This window comes from Streptomyces sp. VNUA24 (assembly GCF_029167005.1).
Lineage (GTDB): Bacteria > Actinomycetota > Actinomycetes > Streptomycetales > Streptomycetaceae > Streptomyces > Streptomyces scabiei.
Genome location: NZ_CP119143.1, coordinates 2,077,943 through 2,100,440 on the forward strand (window position 1 = coordinate 2,077,943; position 22,498 = coordinate 2,100,440).

Consider the following 22,498-nt stretch of genomic DNA (forward strand, 5'->3'; position numbering starts at 1 on the left):
CCGTCGTCCTCCCCACCGCCTCGCCGGCATCCGGATCCCCACCGTAGAGGGCGGCACGGTCAATCAGAAACGAGCGCCTGACAGCGGTTTCATCCGGCGGGGCGCGGCCGGTCCGGACGCGCGCCGGACCGGGGGGCGCGGCAGGCGGGAACCGTGGGCGGTGTGTGCGGGGCGCGGGCGGCCAGCGCTTCGAGCAGCAGGCCGACCGCGTCCTCGAAGGAGCTGGTGGCCATGGCCGGCAGGTCATGGCGTACGGCGGTCAGGGCGGGGTGGGACGCCGGGTCCGCCCCCTGGTAGACCTCCTGCCACGCCCGGTCGTCGGCCTCGCGCCGCTCGCGCGGGAGGGCCTGGTAGGCGGCCTCCATGGCGGCGTGGGCGAGCACGGTGTCGATGAACGTGCGGTACAGCCGGGTGGCGTCGGCCGTCCCGAAGCCCGCGGCGAGCAGCACCCCGATGCCGGTGTCGACGGCGCGGATCTCGTGGGGGCGCCGGGTCACCCGGTAGGAGGCGAAGGCGGCCGCGCGGGGGTGGGCGAGGTAGCCGTCGCGCACGCGCAGGGCGATCTCGCGCAGGGCCGCCACCCAGTCGTCGCCGGGGACGAAGCCCGCCATCGCGTCGCCGATGATGCGGTCGGCGATGGCGAGCACCAGGTCGTCGGTGCCGTGGAAGTAGCGGTAGAGGGCGCTGGGGTCGCAGCCGAGGGCGGTGCCGAGGCGGCGCACGCTGAGCGCCTCCGGGCCGTGCTCGCCGACGAGTCGCAGCGCGGTGTCCACGATCAGTTCCTCCGACAGCACGACGCCGGAGCGGGTGGGGCGGCGGCGTCGGCGCTCCTGCGGGACACGGCTGGCCATGGCGGGGCTCCTGTCGATCGGGGCGGCGTACCGGCATGGAACGGTCCCGGGCCCCTTATGTCAACAGCATTGACGCAAGAAGAACGCCGGGTGTTCCATCACAGTCCCGCGCGGCTCCACCCTCGTCCCCGTCCCACGAGGAGCCTTCCATGGCATCCACACAACTGCGTCGTTCTCTCGGTGTGATCGACGGCGTCGCCATCGCCGCCTCCAGCACGGCCGCCACCACCAGCATCGCCATCGGCATGGGCACGGTCGCGGCCATCGTGGGGCTGCAGGGCCCGGCGCTCCTGCTCCTCGCCTTCCTGCCCGTCCTCGGCATCGCCACCGCCTACGCCCGGCTCAACCGCTCGGAGCCCAACTGCGGCAACGGCTACACCTGGGTCGGCCGGACCCTCGGCCCCTGGCCCGGCTTCCTGACCGGCTGGGTCACCCTCGTCGGCTCGGTCGTCTTCTGCGCCTACACCAGCGCCGTCATGGGCTCGGTCGTCCTGGTCTTCGCCAACAAGGCCGGTCTCACCAGCCTGGCGGGCATCGCCCTCGATCCGACGTCCACCGGGGTGAGCACGGCCGTCGGGCTGGTGCTGCTGCTCGGCCTCACCGCGCTCGCCGTCACCGGTACGCGGGCCACGACCCGCTTCCAGTTCGCGCTGCTGGTCTTCGAGTACGCGGTACTGATCGGGTTCTGCGGCTGGGCGCTCCTCACCGGCGACCAGCCCTTCTCCTTCTCCTGGTTCAACCCCTTCGAGATCGCCGACGGCACCACCTTCGCCCAGGGCATGGTCCTCGCGGTGTTCTTCTTCTGGGGCTGGGACGCGGCGTTCAGTGTCAACGAGGAGACCAGAAGGCCGGACGACGCCGCCCGCGGCGGCCTGATCGCCCTGTTCGCCATGCTCGGGCTGTTCCTCTTCGCCTCCGTCGCCTTCCAGCGGGAGATGAGCCTCGGCGAGCTGATCGAGAACGGCCCGCAGGCCCTGCCGTACCTCGGGCAGAAGCTGGCCGCCGAACCCTGGGCCGCCCTGCCCCTGGTCGCCCTGATGTTCTCCGCCGCCGCCTCCGTGCAGTCCACCCTGATCCCGACCGCACGCGGGCTGCTCGCGATGGGCCGGGACCGCACGATGGGCCCGCTGTGGACCCGGGTCCACCCGCGCTACGGCACCCCCGCCGCCGGCACGGTCGTCGTGCTGTCCGTCGCCGCCGCGATCGCCCTGCTGGCCGTCGCCCTCCCCCGGCTCAGCGACATGCTGCTGGCCGCCGTCAACGCGATCGGGCTGCTGGTCGCCCTCTACTACGGCCTCACCGCGCTCGCCTGCGCCGTCCGTTTCCGGTCCGCCCTGCGCGAGGGGCCGCGCGCGGCCGTCCTCTCGGTGGGCGTGCCGGGGGTGTCCGGACTGGTGCTGCTGGGCCTCGGGGTCTACCTCGGGTACTCGTACCTGACGATGAGCGACCACTTCGAACTGAGCCCCGACAACGGGTGGTTCATGTTCTCCCTGCCCGCCGCCATCGTCCTGGCTGGTCTCGGGATGGCCGCCGTCGCCAAGTACGTCCGCCGGTCGCCGTACTTCGCGACCGGACACGGCACGGACGCCGAGGCCATCAGCCTGCCCATGGACCGTACCGCCGTCTGAGCCCGGCCCGTTCGCCCGCGCCCCCTCCGCCCCCGCGTCCTCCTCTGGAGTCCTCCCCCATGCCGCAGTCCCAGGTCACGGGCCCCGCCGATCTCGTCCTCACCGGCGGGCCCGTCCACACCGTCGACCCCGCCCGCAGCCGTGCCACCGCCGTGGCCGTGCGCGGCGGGCGGATCATCGCCGTCGGCCACGACGAGGTGCACGCGCTCGTCGGGCCCGGCACCGAGGTCGTCGACCTCGCCGGAAGGCTGCTGCTGCCCGGCTTCCAGGACGCCCATGTGCACCCGCAGGGCGCGGGCCTGGAACTCGGCGCGTGTCACCTCGCCGACACCTCCGACCCCGCCGAGTACCTGCGGCGGATCCGGGCGTACGCCGACGCGCACCCCGGTGCCGCGTGGATCACCGGCGGCGGCTGGTCCCTGGAGTCCTTCCCCGGCGGCGCCCCCACGGCCGCCGCCCTCGACGCGATCGTCCCCGACCGGCCCGTGTTCCTGCCCAACCGCGACCACCACGGCGCCTGGGTCAACACCCGGGCCCTGGAGCGGGCCGGCATCGACGCCCGCACCCCCGACCCCGCCGACGGCCGCATCGAACGCGACGCCGACGGCAACCCCACCGGCATGCTGCAGGAGGGCGCCGTCCGTCTCGTGGGGCGGCTGGTGCCCGCACCCACCCCCGAGGAGCGGCTGACGGCCCTGCTGCGCGCCCAGGCCGTGCTGCACTCCCACGGGGTCACAGCCTGGCAGGACGCCCTCGTCGGCGCCTACGCCGACATGCCGGACCCGGCGCCCTCGTACCGCACGGCCGTGGAACGGGGGCTGCTCACCGCGCGCGTCGTCGGCGCCCTGTGGTGGGACCGGGAGCGCGGCGCCGAGCAGATCCCCGAACTCGTCGCACGGCGCGAGGAGTTGAGCGGGGGCCGGTTCCGCGCCGGCTCGGTGAAGATCATGCAGGACGGCATCGCCGAGAACCACACGGCCGCCATGCTCGACCCGTATCTCAAGGGCTGCGGCTGCGCCTCGGACGGCAGCGGCATCAGTTTCGTCGAACCGGGCGAGCTGCGGAAGTACGTCACCGAGCTCGACGCGCTCGGTTTCCAGGTGCACTTCCACGCCCTCGGCGACCGCGCGGTGCGCGAGGCGCTGGACGCCGTCGAGGCCGCCCGTACCGCCAACGGGCACCGCGACACCCGCCACCATCTGGCGCACCTCCAGGTCGTCCACCCCGACGACGTGCCGCGCTTCCGGGCGCTCGGCGCGACCGCCACCCTGCAGATGCTGTGGGCCGCCCACGAACCGCAGATGGACGAACTCACCCTGCCCTTCCTCGGTCCCGAACGGGGCGCCCGGCAGTACCCGTTCGGGGATCTGCTGCGCGCCGGGGCGACCCTGGCGGCGGGCAGCGACTGGCCCGTCAGCAGCCCCGACCCGCTCCAGGCCGTCCACGTCGCCGTCAACCGGCGCTCCCCCGACGCCCCGGAGGGCACCCCGGAGTTCCTGCCGGGACAGCGCCTCGACCTCGGCGCCGCGCTCGCCGCGTACACGGCCGGCAGCGCCCACGCCAACCACCTCGACGCGCTGACCGGCAGCATCACCGTCGGCAAGGCGGCCGACCTGGTGGTCCTCGACCGCGACCCGTTCGCGGGGCCGCCCGAGGACATCGCCGCCACCCGGGTCCTGCAGACCTTCGTGGACGGGGAACGCGTGCACGCGGCCCCGGACGCCTGACACGCACGGCTCCCGGCGGCCCGCGGCCGGGAGCCGTGGCCCCGGCATCACGGTTCGGTACCGAGCCTTGACGGCAGCCGTGTGACTGCGTAGACATGACTACGCAGACATGACAGCGCAGTCAGAGAAGGTGTCTGACATCATTGGGCTGTTCGTGACGGTCACCCGGGGAGGACACCATGACGCGAGGGCACGGGCGGGGCGGCAGCCACGCCGCGCCGAGCAGCACGGATGTCGCCAGGCTGGCCGGAGTCTCGCAGAAGACCGTGTCGAGGGTCTTCAACGACGAACCGTACGTCTCCGCGGACGTGCGCCGACGCGTCACGGAGGCCGCCGAGCAGCTCGGATACCGGCGTAACAACGCCGCCCGGGCGCTCGCCTCGGGGCGCACCCGTTCCATCGGCGTGGTCACCCTGGGAACGGCTCTGTACGGCCCCGCCTCACTGCTCATGGGGGTCGAACGGGTCGTCCGCGACACGGGCTACGCACTGCGCGTGGTCAACACCGTGGAGGGCGATCCGGCCGGCGTCGCGGGAGCCGTGGACTCGCTGCTCGACCAGGGCGTGGACGGCATCGTCATCTCCGAGCCGATCGACGAGGCGACGGCGGACGACGGCGACGTGGCTCTGCGTGTGACCGTGCCGGTGCTGGTCATCGGCGCGTCGCCGTTCGTCACCGCGCCCGCCGTGCTCAACGCCGGGGACGGTGCCGACCTGATGGCGCGCACCGCCACCGCGCATCTGCTGGAGCTGGGCCACACCACGGTCCACCATCTGGCGGGCCCGCAGCGCTGGCACGCCGCCAGGGACCGGCTGGAGGCATGGCGGGCCACGCTCGCCGCGCACGGCCGGGACGTTCCCGAGATCTTCCAGGGCGACTGGTCGGCCGCGTCCGGGTACGCGGCCGGGCGGGAGCTGGCCGGGAACCGTGACGTCACCGCGGTCTTCGCCGCCAACGACGACATGGCGATCGGTCTGATCCGCGCACTGACGGAGGCCGGGCGACGGGTTCCGGCGGACGTCAGTGTCGTCGGCTTCGACGACATCCCGGTCGCCGCCTATGTGACTCCTCCCCTGACCACGGTGCGGCAGCCGTTCGACGCCGTGGCGCAGGAGGGGCTCAAGCGTCTCGTGCACGCCATCGAGAACCCGGGCACGGACCCCTTGCCGCCGAGCGACCCACCGGTCGACCTCGTCGTCCGCGCCTCGACCGCGCCCCCGCCGAGCCGGAGGACCCCGGCCCGCGGCCGGCGCACCGCCCCCCGCGTCCGTGTGGGCACGCCCGCCTCGCAGCCGACCGGAGGCGCCGCCCCACAGCACTGACACCACCCGCCCACCCGGACGTCACCACGCACGGCCGGCGCGTGACCCTCTGATCGAGCCGCTGTACCCGTCACGCCCCCGCCACCCCGGCGCGCCCCGCACACAGGGCCGCCCCGCACCAGGCAGCGCGCCCCGAGCCGTCCGCGCGCATCCGCCCGGGCACCTCACCCCGCTCCACCCGGCCGCGACCCGGCGCCGTACCAGCACGTACCCGCAGCACCCGGTACGCGCCCCGGCCGCGACCACGCAGCCGCGGGACCGGCCCACGGGCCTTCGCACCCGGTCCTCGCGTCCGCCCCTTCGCTCAGCCCACATCTCCGCACGCCGTCCTCACGCGTGCCGCCACCATCGCCACCGGCGGGAGTTCACCATGCCCAGAAACGCGTCCACCTTCGCCTCGTCCGCCATGAGCCGTCGGTTCTTCCTCACCACGACGGGTGCCCTGTCGCTCGGCGCGGCCCTCACCGCCTGCGGCGGCGGCGACTCCGGCGGCTCCTCCGGCTCCGCGAAGCCGATCAGCCAGGCCGACATCGACAAGGCGATGAAGACGCCGACCGAGCTGACGTTCTGGACGTGGGTCCCGAACATCGCCAAGGAGATCGCGCTCTTCGAGAAGAAGTACCCGGCCGTCAAGATCAAGGTCGTCAACGCCGGCCAGGGCACCCCGCAGTACACCAAGCTGCGGACGGCCCTGAAGGCGGGCAGCGGCGCGCCGGACATGGTGCAGATCGAGTACCAGGCCATCCCGACGTTCACCATCACCGACAGCCTGCTGGACCTGCGGCCGTACGGCGCCGCCAAGCTCAAGGGGCAGTTCGTCGACTGGACCTGGGGCCAGGTCAGCGGCGCCAAGGGCGAGGTGTGGGCGATCCCGCAGGACACCGGCCCGATGGGTCTGCTGTACCGCAAGGACATCTTCGACAAGCACGGCATCGACGTGCCGGGCACCTGGGACGAGTTCGCCGAGGCGGCCCGCAAGCTCCACAAGGCCGACCCGGACGTGTACCTCACCAACCTCGCGGCCAGCCAGCCCGCCGCCTGGCACGGACTGCTGTGGCAGGCCGGCGCCAAGCCCTACGTGACCTCCGGCAAGGGCGACATCACCATCAGCGTGGACGACGCGGTGTCGAAGAAGCTCGGCGCGTACTGGGGCGGACTGGCGAAGGAAGGTGTGATCAGCACCGACCCGGACTTCACCGACGGCTGGTACGCCGGGCTCAACAAGGGCAAGTACGCCACCTGGATCACCGCCGCCTGGGGCCCGGCCTTCCTCTCCGGCTCGGCCAAGGCCACCGCCGGCAAGTGGCGCGCGGCCCCGCTCCCCCAGTGGGACGCGGCCAAGCCCAGCGCGGGCAACTGGGGCGGCTCGACCACCGCCGTCATCCGCTCCACCAAGAACCCCGTCGCGGCGGCCGTGTTCGCGCAGTTCCTCAACAGCGACCCCGCCACCGCCAAGATGTTCGCCACCGAGCAGTTCTTCTTCCCGGCAACCAAGGCCCTGCTCGCCGACCAGGACTTCGTGTCGGACGCGCCGTCCTTCTACGGCGGCCAGAAGGTCAACCAGGTCTTCGCCGACGTCAGCGCCACCGTGGACCCCTCCTTCCAGTGGCCGCCGTTCCTCGACCAGGCGGCGACCGACTGGACCGAGACCGTGGGCAAGTCCCTGGCCGACAAGAAGGACACGGTCGCCGCCCTCGGCCAGTGGCAGTCCCGCCTGACCACGTACGCCAAGGGCCAGGGCTTCACCGTCAAGGGGTCCTGAGATGGCCGCCACCACCCCTGCCGCCCCGGGCCGTTCGCGGCCCGGGGGCACCCGGCGCCGCCGCTCGGCGGGCCCCCTCTTCGTCGCCCCGTTCCTGGTGCTGTTCCTGCTGCTGTTCCTCGCGCCGCTGGTGTACGCCGCCTACCTGAGCCTCTTCCAGACCCGGCTGATCGGCGGAACGGTCTTCGTCGGCCTCGACAACTACGCCCAGGCCTTCGGCGACTCCCAGTTCCTGCACGGAGTGGGCCGCGTCGCCCTGTTCTTCGTGGTCCAGGTGCCCGTGATGCTGCTGCTGGCCCTGCTGTTCGCGCTCGCGCTCGACAGCGGCCTGCTGCGCCTGTCCCGCGTGATCCGGCTGGGCATCTTCGTCCCCTACGCCGTACCGAGCGTGGTCGCCGCGCTGATGTGGGGCTACCTGTACGGCCCGGACTTCGGGCCGTTCGCCCAGCTGGGCCGCACCCTGGACCTGCCGGTCCCGAACTTCCTCGGCGAGAGCTGGATGCTCGGCAGCCTCGCGAACATCGTGACCTGGGAGTTCGTCGGCTACAACATGATCATCCTGTACGCCGCGCTGCGCACGGTCCCGTCCGAGCTGTACGAGGCGGCCGCGATGGACGGCGCCGGGGCCTGGCGCATCGCCTGGTCGATCAAACTCCCGGCGCTCCGCCCGGCGTTGCTGCTCACCCTGCTGTTCTCCGTGATCGGCAGCTTCCAGCTGTTCAACGAGCCGAAACTGCTCAAGGACCTCGCCCCGGACGTGATCAGCAGCTCGTACACCGCCAACCTCTACGCCTACACGCTCGCCTTCACCGGCCAGCAGGTCAACTACGCGGCCACGGTGTCCTTCCTCCTCGGCCTCGTCATCGTGATCGCCTCCTACGGCGTCCTGCTCACGGCGAACCGCAGGAGGACACCATGACGACGACCACCCCCGCGCCCGCGGTCACCGCGGCGGCGAAGAAGCCGGCGCGCCTCGCGTACCGCAAGAGCCGCCCGGAGCGCCGCAGCACCCCGCTGACGATCGCCATGCTGGCCGCCCTGGCGTACTTCCTGCTCCCCCTCTTCTGGCTGCTGATCGCCTCGACCAAGAGCACGCAGGACCTGTTCAACAGTTTCGGCCTGTGGTTCTCGGACGCCCCGCAGCTGCTGACGAACATCAAGGAGACCTTCACCCAGAGCGACGGGGTCTTCGTCCGCTGGCTGCTGAACACGGTCCTCTACGCCGGAGTCAGCTCGGTCGGGGCCGCGCTGCTGGCGGCCGCCGCCGGATACGGCTTCGCCAAGTACCGCTTCCGCGGCGACCGTGCCGCCTTCAACCTGGTCCTGGGCGCGGTCATGGTGCCCACGACCGCGCTGGCCATCCCGACCTATCTGCTGTTCGCGCAGGCGGGCCTCGCCAACACCCCCTGGGCGATCATCCTGCCCTCGCTGGTCAACCCGTTCGGCCTCTATCTGATGCGCGTCTACGCCGCGGACTCCGTCCCCGACAGCATCCTGGAGGCCGCCCGGATCGACGGCGCCGGCGAGGCCCGGATCTTCTTCCGGATCGCCCTGCGGCTGATGGCTCCGGGCGTGGTGACGGTCCTGCTGTTCACGCTGGTGGCGACCTGGAACAACTACTTCCTGCCGCTGATCATGCTCAACGACCCCGATCTGTACCCGATCACGGTCGGCCTGGCCTCCTGGGCCGCGCAGGCGCAGAACGGCGGGGCCGGCGCCAGCAGCGACATGCTCGCCCTGGTCGTGACCGGCTCCCTGATCTCGATCGTCCCGCTGGTCGTGGCCTTCCTCATGCTCCAGCGGTACTGGCAGAGCGGGCTGGCCGCCGGCGGCGTCAAGCAGTAGGGCCAACGGCCCTCGTACCACTCCCCCCACTCTTTCTCTCGGAGGTTCTTCTTCATGGCGGCTCTGCCTGACCGCGTCCTGTTCGGTGCCGCGTACTACCACGAGTACCAGCCGTACGAACAGCCCGCCGAACGCCTCAAGACCGACCTGGACCTGATGGCCGACGCGCATGTCTCCGTCATCCGGGTCGGCGAGTCGGTGTGGTCCACCTGGGAGCCGGAGAACGGGACGTTCGACCTCGACTGGCTCCAGCCCGTGCTGGACGGGGCGCACGAGCGGGGCATCTCGGTCGTGCTCGGCACCCCGACCTACGCGGCGCCGCCGTGGCTGGCCCGGCAGTACCCGGAGATCACGGCCGAGCGGCGCACCGGTGAGCGCATGGGCTGGGGCGCGCGCCAGGAGATCGACTTCACCCACCCGGCGTTCCGCTTCCACGCCGAGCGGGTCATCCGCAAGGTCGTCGGCCGGTACGCCGGCCACCCCGCCGTGATCGGCTTCCAGGTCGACAACGAACCCGGGCTGCACCTCTTCCACAACCACGGTGTCTTCCAGCGCTTCGTGGACCATCTGCGCGAGAAGTACGGCGACGTGGAGACCCTCAACCGCGAGTGGGGCCTGGTCTACTGGTCCCACCGGCTCTCCACCTGGGCCGACCTGTGGACGCCCGACGGCAACGAGCAGCCCCAGTACGACGTCGCCTGGCGGGAGTTCCAGGCCCGGCAGGTCACCGAGTTCATCGGCTGGCAGGCCGACCTCGTCCGCGAGTACGCCTCACCCGAGCAGTTCGTCACCACCTGCATCTCCTACACCCGCCAGGGCGTGGAGGACGACGAGCTGACCAACCGCCTCGACATCGCCTCCGGCAACCCGTACTACGACATGCAGGACGGTCTGCTCCTGCCGGACCCCACCCCCGAGGGCCACGAGCAGAAGTGGAAGACCACCGGCGTGTGGTCGCTGTACCAGACCGCCGACTGGATGTTCTCCTCCCTCCAGGAGCCGTTCCTCGTCACCGAGACCAACGCCGGCTCGATCGGCATGGCCTGGGACAACCGTCCCGGCTACGACGGCCAGTGGCGGCAGGCCGCCTGGGCGCTCGTCTCCCGCGGCGCGCGGATGATCGAGTACTGGCACTGGCACACCCTGCACTTCGGCGCCGAGACCTACTGGGGCGGCATCCTCCCGCACACCGGGCAGCCCGGCCGCACGTACGCCGAACTCGCCCGGCTCGGCGCGGAGTTCGAGGCGGCGGGGCCGCTCGTCGCCGGACTCGAACCGGACGCCGACATCACGATGGTGTACTCGACGCCCAGCAAGTGGCTCATGCAGAAGTACCCGCCGCTCGCCACCCCGGACGGCGAGCCGGACCCGGCCGCCTACCACCGCATCTTCGACCCGTTCTACCGGGGCGCGTTCGAGGCGGGCCGCCAGGTCCGCATCGTCCACGCCCGTCAGCTGCACGACCCGAGCGGTGAGCGCGAGGGCCTGTCGCCCGAGGAGGCCGTGCGCCGCCACCCGGTCCTGGTCGTCCCGGCGCTGTACATCGCCGCCGACGCCACCCTCGACTGGCTCGCCGCCTACGCCGACGCGGGCGGCCACCTCGTCCTCGGCCCGCGCACCGGCTACGCCGACCACGAGGCCCGAGCCCGCGCCGAACGGGCGCCGGGGCGGCTCACGGAGGCCGCGGGCGTCGGCTACGACGAGTTCAGCAACCTCTCCCGGGAGGTGCCGGTCCGTTCGGCTCCCGGCGGACCGCTGCACCTCCCCGAGGACGCGACGGCGACCCGCTGGGCGGACGGCCTCACCCCCACCGACGCCGACGTGCTGGCCACCTACGACCACCCGCACTTCGGGCGCTGGCCGGCCGTCACCACCCGCCGCCACGGCGCGGGCCGGGTCACGTACGTCGGCACGGTCCCCGGCCGCGGTCTCGGCCGGGCGCTCGCCGAATGGCTGACGCCGGCCGCCCGGCACGCCTGGAGCGGCCTCCCGGAGACCGTGACCGCGACGACCGGCACCTCGCCCGACGGGCGCCGGGTCCACATCGTCCACAACTGGGCCTGGGAGCCCGCCACCGTTCCCGTCCCGGTGGCCCTGTCCGACGCGCTGACCGGCGCGGCCCTCCCGGCGGGAGCGCCGCTGGAGCTGGGGCCGTGGGACGTGCGCGTACTCGTCACCACCGAGACCGAGACCGAAACCGACGCCTGAGGCCCGACACCGGGACCTGACACCGGGCCCGAGACCACCGTCCGTCCTGTTCCATCCCCGAAGGAGTGGTTGTGCACAGAAGAAGACTCGGCAGAGCGCTGGGAGGTGTCGTCGGAGCGTCGGCGATGCTGGCGATGCCCCTGACCGCCCAGGCGTACGCCCCGACGGGCGGGACCGTGTACCAGCTCGGCAGCGAGCCGTGCCTCAAGGGGCGCGGCAACTGCGCGGTCTACCCCAAGTCGGCGCAGCTGCCGAACGGCCGACTGGTCGCGTCGTTCGAGAAGTCCACCGTCGTGACGGCCACGGGGAGCGCCGACCGGCAGACCATGCCGGTGTACAAGAGCGACGACGACGGGACGACCTGGCAGCCGCTGTCCGAGGTCAAGGCCCCGGCGTACCTCTCCGACGACCCCGCGTTCGCGAAGTACACCAGCAACTGGACGAACCCGTTCCTGTACGTGCTCCCGGACCGCGTCGGCGATCTGCAGGCGGGCACGCTGCTGCTGGCGAGCGTGGTGTCGGGCGACGACCAGTACTACAAGGAGCGCAAGGCGGCCGACCCGAACTGGACGCCGTCCAACGACGGTGACCGCAAGGACATGGCGATCGCCCTGTACTCCAGCACCGACAACGGCGCGACCTGGAAGGTCGTCAACATCGTCGCGACCGGCGGCTGGCAGGGCGGCAGCGCGGGCGCGGTCGGGCAGAACATCGCCAAGGCGAACACGTACAAGCAGGTGGATCCCCTGTGGGAGCCGTACCTGATGGTCCGCAAGAACAAGCTGGTCTGTTTCTACTCCGACGAGAACGACTACGTCGGCTTCGACCCGGCGACCGGGGTCCCGAAGCCGGACCCGGCGAACGACACCGCCAAGGACTCGCACGGCCAGATCCTGGTTCACAAGACCTGGAACGGCAAGAGCAAGAAGTGGAGCGAGCCGGTCGTCGACATCGCCGGCAGGACCGAGGACATGGGCGGCGGCAAGACGGAGATCGGCGGCGGCCGGCCCGGCATGACGACCCTCGTCCCGACGGCCGACGAGAAGTGGCTGCTGACGTACGAGTACTGGGGCGGCGGGGCCAACACCCGGTACCGGATCGCGAACGACCCGCTGAAGTTCTTCCAGGGCTCGCCCACCGGCATGGGGGTCGACGCGCTGCCGGTCGTCGCCGGTTCGCGTCCCCTGGCGCAGGGCGGAAGCCCGGTCGTCATCCGGCTTCCCGACGGACGCCTGGTCTACAACGCCGCCAACAGCGGCAGCGTGTGGGTCAACGAGAGCGGACGCTCCGACGGTGTGTGGAAGGAGTACCAGACGACGTCGCGGGCCGGTTACAGCCGCAACCTGCAGTACGTGGACGACACCGGCCGCGTGGTGATCCTCAACAACCAGGGCACGTCGGTCATCGCGTTCGCCGAGATCGACCTGGGCCACTCCGCGGGCGCCTACAAGCAGTTGGTGAACCGGAAGACCGGCCAGGTGATCGGCACGGGCAACAACACCACGGACGCGAACCTCGGCAACGGTGACGTCCCCGACGTGGTCCTGGAGGACGCCGGGACGGCCGCCGACCCGGCCACCCAGTACTGGCACGTCGTCACCAAGTCCGACGGCGCGGTGACCCTGCTGAACAAGTCGGGCGGCCGGGCGGCCTCGATCTGGACGGGCAGCGCGACCGCCGGCCAGCGGATCGGCCAGTGGGTCGACGACAGCGCCGCGGGCACGTGGAACGTCGTCCAGTCCGCGGACGGTCACGTCAAGCTGCAGTCGGCCAAGAACAAGAGCCTCTACCTGACGGGCGCGTCCCCCGACGCACCCCTGACCCTGCAGAACGCGACCACGGACGGCTCCCAGGACTGGAAGCTCACCCCGTAGCGGCCCGGTTCCCTCCGGAGGGCGCGGGCCACGTACGACAGGAGCCCGCGCCCTCCGGCATGCCGCCGCCATGCGGCGCTACGCGGCGGCCGCCCATGCCCGGATCACGGTGAAGTCGGCGACGGTCATCCCCACCTCGGACGCGACGCGGTGGAGGAGCGCCCGCCCCGGGTGGTGGCGTGCCACCCAGGCGCGGTCGAGGCCGGTGATCTCGTCGTCGACCCAGACGAACGGGCGTCCGGCCGCCTCCCGGACGAGGGCGCGGGTCTTCCAGTGCAGCAGATCGGCGCTGTCCTCCTCCGGGCACTCCGGCAGGTCCACGACCGGGAGCGCCGGCAGTCCGAGCAGCGGGGCCACGACCTCGTTGGCGTCGTGCATCCACGCGGTGGCCCACATCAGCTCGCAGGGCAGCCGCAGCAGGCGGGGGCCGTGGGTGCGGTCGATCTTCGCCAGCTGGGGATTGGACGTGTGCTGCCAGGCGACCCACTCCTCGGGCGTCGAGGGGAGCCGTACGCCGCCGTAGGGCAGGAGCGTTCCGTCGACGTCCAGGAAGAGCAGCGGGCGTCCCCCGCCGACGGTCATGTCTCCCACCGCAGCAGGTCTCCCGGCTGGCATTCGAGTACCTCGCAGAGTGCGGCGAGGGTGGTGAAGCGGACCGCCTTGGCTCGGCCGTTCTTGAGCACCGCGAGGTTGGCGGGGGTGATCCCCACACGGTCCGCCAGTTCACCCACGGACATCTTCCGCTTGGCCAGCATCACGTCGATGTCGACGGCGATCGGCATCAGATGACCTCGGCCAGTTCGGCCCGCAGGTGCGTGGCCTCGATGTCGCGGGTGACGGCCTTGGCGAGCAGCATGCGCAGGACGAGGACGATGAGCGCCATCCCCAGCACCGCGAGGGACACACCGCCCAGCAGGAGCACGACACCCGGGGCCACGGCCTCGCCGGGCGCCAGGACCACGCCGAGCGCGAACACCAGGACCGCCGCCGCGACCATCGCGCCGATCACCCCGTGCACGTACCGGAAGGCGGCCTGGGAGAAGACCGTGTCCCGCCGGACCATCGTCACCAGCCGCCAGACGCAGACCAGGACGACCTGGACCGTCACCACCCCCAGCACCACGATCACGAGGACCGGCACGCGCACCCGCGCCGCCTCCGCGCCGAGGCCGTCCAGATCCGCGGCCAGCAGGGGCACCATCACCCCCTGCACGAACAGCGAACCGACGAACAGCCCCACGATCACGGCCCGCAACGCCAGCACCGTCAGCTTCCCCATGACACCCTCCCACGACCGAACAACGATAGGAATCTATTGAATATCGATAGTCCCGGCAAGCGGTCGGGCCCCGAGGGGCCGCGGATCGAAACAGGGCCCGCCGGTGCGCCGGGAACGGGGTCGTACACGGCCGGGAAGGGGCCGGCGGCGCACTCGCGCCGGAGTCCGTGAGCCTGCGGTGGACCACCTACCGACCGCCGTCCTCCCGGCCGTCCACGCCTTCAACGTACAAGCCCTGACCTGGAGTTCTTCCCGCTTTCCCCTAGGCTGACGGCCTGTGCTGACACCCATCGGAGGGGGACTCGGTGACGGACGGGGCCAGCGGGTACGACGCCACGCACATCGAGGTGCTGGAGGGGTGGGAGGCCATCCGCAAGCGGCCCGGCATGTACGTCGGCTCGACGGGCGAACGCGGCCTGCACCAGATGGTGTTCGACACCGCCGACCTGGCCGTGGCCGAGGTGCTGGCCGGCCGCGCCCGGTCCGTCGGCCTCGTCCTGACGCGGGACGGAGCGGTACGGGTGGCCGACGACGGTCCGGGCCTCCCGGTCGCGGCGGCCGGCCACCCCGGCGGCCCCTGTCTCGAAGACCTGCTCACGGGTACGGCCCCCGGGAAGCGGACGGACGATCGCCACACCGTCCGCCTGGACCTCTTCGGTGTCGGCCCGTGCGTCACCGCCGCCCTGTCCACCCGCCTCACCGCCGAGGTCCGGCGGGACGGGGTGCGGTGGGTCCAGGAGTACGTCCGGGGTGTCGCGGTCACCGCTCCCACCGCGGCGGGTCCGGCGAGCACGAGCGGGACCGTGCTCACCTTCCGGCCCGACCCGGACGTCTTCGAGACGGTGCGGTGCTCGTACCCGGTGCTGGCGGAGCGCTTCAGGGAACTGGCGTTCCTGAACCGGGGCCTGGACATCTCCCTCACCGACGAACGCCCCGGCGAGCGACGCTCGGAACGGTTCCGGTTCCCGGGCGGGGCACGGGACTTCGTCGCCTGGCTCGACGCGGGGTCGGGGCACCCCGTCCACCCGGACGTCATCGGGTTCGAGTGGGACGACACGCGGCTGGCGGGGACCGTGGAGGTGGCCCTGCGGTGGTGCGGCGGGCGCGGGGCACGGGTCCGCTCCTTCGCCAACAGCCGCCCCACCCCCGAGGGCGGCACGCACCTGTCGGGCTTCCGGGACGGTGTGACCGCCGCGGTCGACGCCTACGCGCGCAGCCGGGGGCCGCACACGGCCACGGACCCCGGTCTCGGCAGTGACCGGGTCGTCGAGGGCCTGACGGCGGTCGTGTCGGTGAAGCTGGACCGTCCCGAGTTCCCGGGCGCGACCCGCGGTCTGCTCGGTGGCACGCAGGTCCGCGAGCGGGTCGCGGAGGCGGTCCGGCAGCACCTCGGCGCCTGGCTGGAGGAGCACCCGGAACAGGCCGCGGCGATCGTCGGCCGGATCGTTCACGGCCCGCGTGCGCAGGTGCCCGAAGGCCGCGGGTGAAACGGGCGGTGCCATGATCGGGGGATGAGTCAGAGCGCGGGCGGCGGACACGCGGACGACGGATATCTCCTCGACAACCGGCAGGCCGAGGCGGGCGAGCGCTTCGACGCGCTCGCCGCCCTGTTCGACGCCTCCACCTTCCGGCACGTCGACGATCTCGGGATCGAGCCCGGCTGGCGCTGCTGGGAGGTGGGTGCCGGCGGCTCCTCGGTGGTGCGGGGCCTCGCCGAGCGCGTCGGGCCGACGGGGTACGTCCTCGCGACCGACATCGACACCTCGTGGATGACCGCCGCGACGGCGCCGCAGGTCGAGGTGCGCCGCCACGACGTCGCCGTCGACGAGCCCCCGCGGGGCCCCTTCGACCTGGTGCACGCCCGGCTGGTCCTCGTCCACGTCGCCGACCGCGAGCGGGCCCTGCGGGTGATGACCGAGGCCCTGCGGCCCGGTGGACGGCTGCTGCTGGAGGACGCCGATCCCGCGCTCCAGCCCCTGATCTGCCCGGACGAGTCCGGCCCCGCGCAGCGGCTGGCCAACAAGCTCCGCCACGGCTTCCGCGCACTCCTCGCCGAACGCGGCGCGGAGCTGTCCTACGGCCGCCGTCTGCCCCGGCTGCTGCGCGAGGCGGGGCTGACCGACGTGCGGGCCGACGCCTACTTCCCCGTCTCCGGCCCGGCCTGCGCCGCGCTGGAGGCGGCCACCGTGCGGCAGGTCCGCGACCGGCTGGTGGCCGCCGGCCACGCGACACCCGCGGAGATCGACACCCACCTCGCCCACGTCGCGGCGGGCGACCTGGACCTCGCGACCTCCCCGATGATCTCGGCCTGGGGACGCAGGCCGGTGCCGGCTGGGTACCGGCACGCCGGCGATTGAGTACGGGCACTCAGGACCGGTGCGGCGGGCGCGGCCGAGGATGGGGTCCTGCCTCGTCAAGCCCGGGAGACCCCATGTTCAGCCGCCTCGCCGATGTCCTCGTCCCCGCCGTCGGACGTCTCACGGTGACCGTCGACACCGGATCCGCGGTGGCGCCCGGCAGCATCGTCGTCGCCAACCACACCTCGCTCGCCGATCCCGCCGTGGTGCTCGCCGCGCTGCACCGGCTGGGCGTCCGGCCGGTCGCCCTGGGCGCCGCGGGCCTGTGGCGCATCCCCCTGCTCGGGCACGCGCTCTCCCGGGAGGGGTACGTGCCCGTGCACCGGGGCGACCCGCGCGCCGCCGACGCGCTCGACCTCGCCGCCGCCGCGCTGGAGAGCGGGCGGACGGTCCTCATCTACGCCGAGGGCGGGATCCCGTCGCGCCCGGACTCCGCCGAGGCCGCGCCCCTGGCCTTCCGCAGCGGCCTGGCCCGGCTCGCCGCGCGTACCGGCGCGCCCGTCGTCCCGGTCGGCCAGGCCGGCGCCCGCCGGATCACGTCCGGCAGCACGGCCAAGCAGCTCGCGGGGCTGGTCACCGCCCCGCTGCGCCGCCCCGGCCTGCACGTCCACGTCGGGACGCCGCTCACCCTCACCGGCGGCCACACCGCGGACACCCGGCGGGCGCACGCCGCGGTGACGGCCGCCTGGCGCACCGCCGCCGCCCACCTCGGCGAACCGGCCGCGCTCGCCGCCTGACGGACGCACCGGGCGGGCGTCCGCGGTCGGTTCGAGCCGGTCGAGCGCGGCCGCGCCCCCTTCCAGCCACACCCGCAGATGAGAGGGGCGTACGGCGTCCATGTGCACGGTGTTGACGGCCGTGGCGGTACGGCGGGCACCGGCCTCCGGCTCCGCGGTGTTGGTGTTGACGTCGAAGCGGGGGAAGTTGCTGGAGGAGACGTCGAGCCGGATGCGGTGGCCGGCGGCGAAGCGGTTCGCCGTGTCGGGGGCGACGACCTCGACCTCGTAGACCTCCCCCGGGACGAGTGGCTCCGGCTCCTCGTAGGAGCGGTGGAAGCGGCAGCGGACGATGCCGTCGGTGAGGTTCATCGCGAAGCCGTGCGGATAGTCGGCGTTGGGCGGGTGGACGTCGATCAGCTTCACGGTGAAGTCGGTGTCGGGGGCCGTCGTGGAGATGTGCAGCCGCGCCGACACCGGTCCGGCGAGCACCACGTCCCGCTCCAGCGGCGGGGTGCTCAGGCTGATCACGTCGGGGCGGGAGTCCAGCGGCAGGTAGGGCTCGCGGGCCCCGTACACCCGCGCGTCCGGGGCGTTCTGGTCGTAGGCGCCGCCCGTCATCACCGGCTCGCCCGAGGTGACCTGGCCGCCCATCGTGGGCACCGGGTGACGCGGGTCGAAGTCGAAGCTCACCGACGCGGCCGTGACGGCGGGCGGGGTCGTGGTGAGGACACCCTCGGTGGTCAGGTACAGCGCGACGGGGGCCGTCGACGCGGGCGGCCAGCGGGTGTCGGTGCGCCACGCGCCGCCGTGCCGCATCCGCCCCGCCGCGTCCCGCCGCCCGTCCCCGCCGCCCATCAGGAAGTACTGGACGACGGGCAGGTCCGCGCCGTCGCCGTCGGCCCCCGCCCGTCCCAGCGCCCGGTCGAACCAGCGGCGGCGGAACTCCAGGTACGACGGGGCGAGGTTGCCGTCCAGGGTCGCCCGCGGGCCGAAGTCCACGTCCCCGGCGTACGTCTCGCAGCGGCGCCCGTGCGTCCACGGGCCCATGACCAGGTGGGCGGGGGCCGTCTTCAGTTCCCGCAGGGCGGTGAAGTTCTCGATCGTGGAGCGGACGTAGGGGTCGTACCAGCTGCCCAGGTGCAGGCTCGGCGCGTCGGGGAAACGCTCGTAGTAGCCGCGCCCGTAGAGCGCCGGGGCTCGGTAGTAGTCGCCGAAGGCGTCCTGCCGCCACTGCTCCAGCAGGTAGTCCTCGTACGCCGTCAGATGCCGCAGCGGGGTGCAGCCCGCCCGCCACGGCATCGCGCCGAACCAGCCCGGCACGTCCACCCGCAGCAACTGCTCGGCCAGTACGGGGTCCGCCGCCGCCTCCGGGCTGTGCAGCGCGTGCCGCAGCGCCCAGGTGACCTGCTTCAGCTCGAAGGCGCCGCCCATCCGCACCCCCGCGTCGTACGCGCACGACAGGCCGCCGGAGTCCTGGAACATCGCGTCCGGGCCCGCCTCGCCCTCGGCCGCCGCGGCCGCCTGGACGTGCGCGGAGTAGGACACGCCCGTCATCACCACCCGGCCGTCGCACCACGGCTGGTCCCGGAGCCAGGCGATCGTGTCCACCCCGTCCGGGCCCTCGCCCAGGTACTTCACGAACGTGCCGCCGGAGTCGCCGCGGCCCCGGCAGTCCTGGCGGACGACGTGGTAGCCGGCCCCGGTGAAGTGGCGGGCGATGTCCTCGGGCCGGGGCACGGGCGCGCCGGCCCGGTCCTGGTCCGAGCCGCGCGGGGTGCGCCGCCCGTAGGGGGTGCGTTCGAGGAGGACGGGAAGCGCCGGGAGCGCCGCCTCGTCCGGCGCGGCGGAGGCGGAGTACAGGTCGGCGACGAGCCGGACGCCGTCCCGCAGGGGGACGCGCAGGACGCGGCGCCACAGGGCACCGCCGGGCAGGCGTTCGGGCCGGTGGGCGAGGGAGGTGTCGTACCAGGTCACTCCCGTGACGCTAGGCAGCGGACCGGAGCATGGCGATCACTTGACCCCATCAGGTCAACTGTTCCCTCGGACGGTGACGCGGCCGGACCCGGGACCTACTGTGCAGCGCAACCCGGCAACACCCCGCGTGCCGCCACGGCGGAACCTGCGCGGCCTCCGGGCTCCTTCGCACCGATCGCGGCGCCGCCGCGCCGTGCCCCCGGGTCCCCCACACCCCCTCCCCCCGTTCCCCGTCCCGTCCGCACAGGAGGCCGCCATGAGAACACCCGACAGTCGCACCGAGGAGGTGCGGGAGACCGAGTCCGGCGAGGGGAGCCGCGGCTCCCGGCTGCTGGACCTGGTCGAGCGCGCGGGCAACGCCCTGCCGCACCCGTTCTGGCTGTTTTGGATCCTGGGCGGGGTCGTCGCCGTCGCCAGCTGGGTACTGAACGCCTCCGGTCTGCGGGTCGAGGACCCCGCGTCGGGTGACCCGGTCGGCGTGCGCAGCGCCCTGTCGGCGGACGCCGTCCGGGACCTGGTCAGCGGGGCGCAGGACTCCTTCGTCACCTTCGGTCCGCTCGGCACGGTGCTGATGGTGATGCTGGGGGTGGCGGTGGCCGAGCGGTCGGGGCTGTTCGAGGCGCTGGCCCGCCGTCTGCTGTCGGGACTGTCCCCGCGCTCGGTCGTCCTCGGGGTGGCGCTGGGCGGCGTCCTGGGCAAGTTCCTGTCCGACTCGGCGTACGTGGTCCTCATCCCGCTCGGGGCGGTGGCCTTCCGGGCGGTGGGCCGCTCCCCCATGCTCGGCATGATCGTCGCATTCGTCTCCATCAACGCCGCCGGTGACGCCAATCCGCTGATCGCGCCCGGGGACGCGCTGTACGCGGCGGTGGCCACCGAGGCCGCGCAGCTCGTCGACAAGGACGTGGTGGTCCGCGCGACGGACAACATGTACTTCACCACCGTCTCCGCGTTCGTGCTGGCCGGCACCATCGCCCTGGTCGTGGACAAGTACCTCGCCCGGCGCGAGCACCATCTGACGCCCGACGCGGACCTGGAGGCCGTCGCGGCCCGGCAGGTGGTCGCCGCCCATGTGGACGACGCCACCGAACTGCGGGCCCTGCGGCTGACCGGGCTGGCCGTGCTGGGCTACGCCGGGCTGATCGTGCTCGCGATGCTGCCGGCCGCGTCACCGCTGCGCGGCGAGGGCGGCGCGATCGTGGAGTCCACGTTCATGAACTCCGTCTCCGTGTTCCTCACCGTGTTGTTCCTGCTGGTCGGAGCCGTGTACGGACGGCTCACCGGGCAGATCCGGGGCAGCCGGGCGATACCGGAGTTCATGGCGGAAGGTGTGCGCTCCATCGCGCCGCTGCTGGTGCTGTTCTTCGCCGTGTCCCAGTTCCTCGCCCTGTTCAAGTGGACCAACATCGCCACCGTGGTCGCGGTCGAGGGCGCCGACTTCCTCAGGGGGCTGGGCGCGCCGACCCTGCTGCTGTTCACCCTGCTCATCGTCACGGTCGCGTCGATGAACCTGGTCATCACCTCCGGCTCCGCCCTGTGGACGCTGGTCGCCCCCGCGCTGGTGCCGATGCTGATGCTGCTGGGCACCAGCCCGGCCACCACCATGGCGCTGTACCGCATCGCCGACTCCTGCACGAACTCGATCACGCCCATGAGCACCTCGTTCATGCTCTGCGTCGGCTATCTGCAGACCCTGCGCCGCAGGGCCGGCATCGGCACCCTGGTCTCCTTCACCCTGCCGATCGCCATGGTCATGCTGGTGGTATGGACGCTGCTGTTCTTCGCCTGGTACGCGCTCGGAATCCCGCTCGGTCCGGGCGCCCCGGTGCGGTGACGCCCGCCGTACGCTGACAGCGTGAGCATCGTCCTCGACCTCGGAGGGCTCGGCCCCGCGGATCTCGCGGTCGGGCCTTCCGCGCTGTCGGAACTGATGGCGAGCCTGCACGTCCTCGCCGAGCCGGAGCACCACCCGGAGGCCGCCGCCTGGACGGCCCGCGCCGCCGCGGCCGACCCGGGCCTGTACGACGAGCTGTCGGTCTTCGCCCCTCTGTGGGCCCGCTACCGCTGCCGGCTGTTCTTTCCCCGCACGCTGCCGCCGACGGCGGACCTGGAGGAGGAACTGACGGCGATCGCGGAGCTGCCGGCCGAGGACTTCCTGCGGCTGGTGGCCCCGGGCGTCCTCGGCACCAACGCACAGCCCGTGCCGGAGGCCCGCGCGCTGCGCCCCGGCTCCCCGGACGCGGAGGACTACGTACGGCGCTGCCGGCGCCGCTCCCACGCCCGCGGGGAACTGGCGCTTCAGCTGGTGGCGGAGCCGCTGGAACTGCGGGACCGGCTGGTGACGGTGGTGCGGGCGGCCGGCACCGCGTTCTTCGCCGAGGACTGGCGCACGCTGCGGCCGGCGCTGGAGGAGCACGCCCGAGCCGTACGGCGCCGGCTGACGGCCCGCTCGCCCGCCGAGGTGCTCGCCGAGCTGCTGCCGACGGCGGCGCGGGTCGGGCCCGGGCAGCGGGTGCGGCTGGACAAGCTGCAGACCGACGAGGTGAAGGTGGCCCCGCGCGCCCTCGTCCTCGTGCCGTCCGCCCGGGTGTGGCCGCATCTGACGATCAAGAACGAGCGCGGGTCGTGCGTGGTGGTGCAGTACGCGGCACGCGGCACCACCCCGGCCGCGGAGCTGACCCTGCGGGACCTCCACGACCGGCTGATGGCACTCAACTCCCCGGCCCGCATGGAGCTGTGCCGCCATCTGCTGGGCGAGCCCATCACCACCTCGGAACTCGCCGCCCGCCTCGGCTCCACCGAACCGCAGGTCTCCCGCGCCCTGCGCACCCTGCGCGACGCGGGCCTGGTCCGCTCCACCCGGGACGGCAAGCTGGTCCGCCACCGGCTCGCCACGGATGTCGTGCAGCGCCTCGGGCACGACGTCCTGGCGACCGTCGCGCGCTGAGCCGCCCC

The 22,498-nt window shown here is 72.9% G+C and carries 17 protein-coding genes and 1 pseudogene; 13 read left to right on the plus strand and 5 right to left on the minus strand.

Features of this window, described 5'->3' with window-relative positions; genetic code table 11:
* Window positions 1-89: 89 nt before the first annotated feature.
* The gene (locus tag PYR72_RS08650) at window positions 90-851 is read right to left on the minus strand and encodes a TetR/AcrR family transcriptional regulator (RefSeq protein ID WP_275454744.1); all 762 of its coding nucleotides are present in this window, start codon (window positions 849-851) and stop codon (window positions 90-92) included.
* Window positions 852-1,000: 149 nt separating this feature from the next.
* On the opposite strand from PYR72_RS08650, the gene PYR72_RS08655 reads away from it, so the two are divergent.
* The 8 genes from PYR72_RS08655 (at window position 1,001) to PYR72_RS08690 (ending at window position 13,217) form a co-directional block, all read left to right on the plus strand.
* Window positions 1,001-2,479, plus strand: coding sequence for an APC family permease (locus PYR72_RS08655; protein ID WP_275454745.1), 1,479 nt, complete (start codon window positions 1,001-1,003; stop codon window positions 2,477-2,479).
* A gap of 59 nt (window positions 2,480-2,538) precedes the next feature.
* Window positions 2,539-4,206: an amidohydrolase gene (locus PYR72_RS08660; RefSeq protein ID WP_275454746.1), complete on the plus strand. Its 1,668-nt coding sequence runs from the start codon at window positions 2,539-2,541 to the stop codon at window positions 4,204-4,206.
* Between the two features lie 179 nt (window positions 4,207-4,385).
* Window positions 4,386-5,528 (plus strand): LacI family DNA-binding transcriptional regulator, encoded by a 1,143-nt coding sequence (locus PYR72_RS08665; RefSeq protein ID WP_275454747.1) that lies wholly within the window; start codon window positions 4,386-4,388, stop codon window positions 5,526-5,528.
* A gap of 370 nt (window positions 5,529-5,898) precedes the next feature.
* Entirely contained in the window at window positions 5,899-7,290 is a 1,392-nt protein-coding gene (locus PYR72_RS08670) for an extracellular solute-binding protein (protein WP_275454748.1), read from the plus strand.
* Between the two features lies 1 nt (window position 7,291).
* On the plus strand, window positions 7,292-8,209 hold the full coding sequence (locus tag PYR72_RS08675; protein WP_275454749.1) for a sugar ABC transporter permease: 918 nt from the start codon (window positions 7,292-7,294) through the stop codon (window positions 8,207-8,209).
* On the plus strand, window positions 8,206-9,135 hold the full coding sequence (locus PYR72_RS08680; RefSeq protein ID WP_275454750.1) for a carbohydrate ABC transporter permease: 930 nt from the start codon (window positions 8,206-8,208) through the stop codon (window positions 9,133-9,135). Before PYR72_RS08675 ends, PYR72_RS08680 begins: the two co-directional genes overlap by 4 nt.
* 54 nt (window positions 9,136-9,189) lie before the next feature.
* On the plus strand, window positions 9,190-11,343 hold the full coding sequence (locus tag PYR72_RS08685) for a beta-galactosidase (RefSeq protein ID WP_275454751.1): 2,154 nt from the start codon (window positions 9,190-9,192) through the stop codon (window positions 11,341-11,343).
* Between the two features lie 125 nt (window positions 11,344-11,468).
* Window positions 11,469-13,217 (plus strand): RICIN domain-containing protein, encoded by a 1,749-nt coding sequence (locus PYR72_RS08690; RefSeq protein ID WP_275460365.1) that lies wholly within the window; start codon window positions 11,469-11,471, stop codon window positions 13,215-13,217.
* 78 nt (window positions 13,218-13,295) lie between these two features.
* Here the strand turns inward: PYR72_RS08690 and PYR72_RS08695 are convergent, their stop codons facing one another.
* From PYR72_RS08695 to PYR72_RS08705, 3 genes are read right to left on the minus strand one after another with little or no spacing between them, the layout of a single operon-like run.
* Window positions 13,296-13,799 (minus strand): HAD domain-containing protein, encoded by a 504-nt coding sequence (locus PYR72_RS08695; protein ID WP_275454752.1) that lies wholly within the window; start codon window positions 13,797-13,799, stop codon window positions 13,296-13,298.
* Window positions 13,796-13,999 carry a helix-turn-helix transcriptional regulator gene (locus PYR72_RS08700; RefSeq protein ID WP_275454753.1) on the minus strand — a complete coding sequence of 68 codons (204 nt, stop codon included), beginning with the start codon at window positions 13,997-13,999 and terminating at the stop codon, window positions 13,796-13,798. The genes PYR72_RS08695 and PYR72_RS08700 overlap by 4 nt, the downstream gene beginning before the upstream one ends.
* A complete protein-coding gene (locus tag PYR72_RS08705; protein ID WP_275454754.1) occupies window positions 13,999-14,496 on the minus strand; it encodes a DUF2975 domain-containing protein in 498 nt (165 codons plus the stop codon). The genes PYR72_RS08700 and PYR72_RS08705 overlap by 1 nt, the downstream gene beginning before the upstream one ends.
* A 305-nt stretch (window positions 14,497-14,801) precedes the next feature.
* Here PYR72_RS08705 and PYR72_RS08710 point away from each other — a divergent pair, with 305 nt between their 5' ends.
* The 3 genes from PYR72_RS08710 to PYR72_RS08720 all read left to right on the plus strand — a co-directional run bounded on the left by PYR72_RS08710 (window position 14,802) and on the right by PYR72_RS08720 (window position 17,590).
* On the plus strand, window positions 14,802-15,983 hold the full coding sequence (locus PYR72_RS08710) for a DNA gyrase subunit B (RefSeq protein ID WP_275454755.1): 1,182 nt from the start codon (window positions 14,802-14,804) through the stop codon (window positions 15,981-15,983).
* 24 nt (window positions 15,984-16,007) lie between these two features.
* Window positions 16,008-16,853, plus strand: coding sequence for a methyltransferase (locus tag PYR72_RS08715; protein ID WP_275454756.1), 846 nt, complete (start codon window positions 16,008-16,010; stop codon window positions 16,851-16,853).
* Window positions 16,854-16,927: 74 nt separating this feature from the next.
* Window positions 16,928-17,590 (plus strand): lysophospholipid acyltransferase family protein, encoded by a 663-nt coding sequence (locus PYR72_RS08720; protein ID WP_275460366.1) that lies wholly within the window; start codon window positions 16,928-16,930, stop codon window positions 17,588-17,590.
* A gap of 84 nt (window positions 17,591-17,674) precedes the next feature.
* On the opposite strand, the pseudogene PYR72_RS08725 reads toward PYR72_RS08720, so the two are convergent.
* Window positions 17,675-19,546: pseudogene (locus PYR72_RS08725) on the minus strand (CocE/NonD family hydrolase); the annotation flags it as partial.
* A gap of 256 nt (window positions 19,547-19,802) precedes the next feature.
* On the opposite strand from PYR72_RS08725, the gene PYR72_RS08730 reads away from it, so the two are divergent.
* Both PYR72_RS08730 and PYR72_RS08735 read left to right on the plus strand, forming a co-directional pair.
* Window positions 19,803-21,377 (plus strand): AbgT family transporter, encoded by a 1,575-nt coding sequence (locus PYR72_RS08730; protein WP_275454757.1) that lies wholly within the window; start codon window positions 19,803-19,805, stop codon window positions 21,375-21,377.
* A gap of 21 nt (window positions 21,378-21,398) precedes the next feature.
* Complete coding sequence (locus PYR72_RS08735) at window positions 21,399-22,490, plus strand: DUF5937 family protein (protein WP_275454758.1); 1,092 nt, start codon at window positions 21,399-21,401, stop codon at window positions 22,488-22,490.
* The last annotated feature ends 8 nt before the right edge of the window (window positions 22,491-22,498 follow it).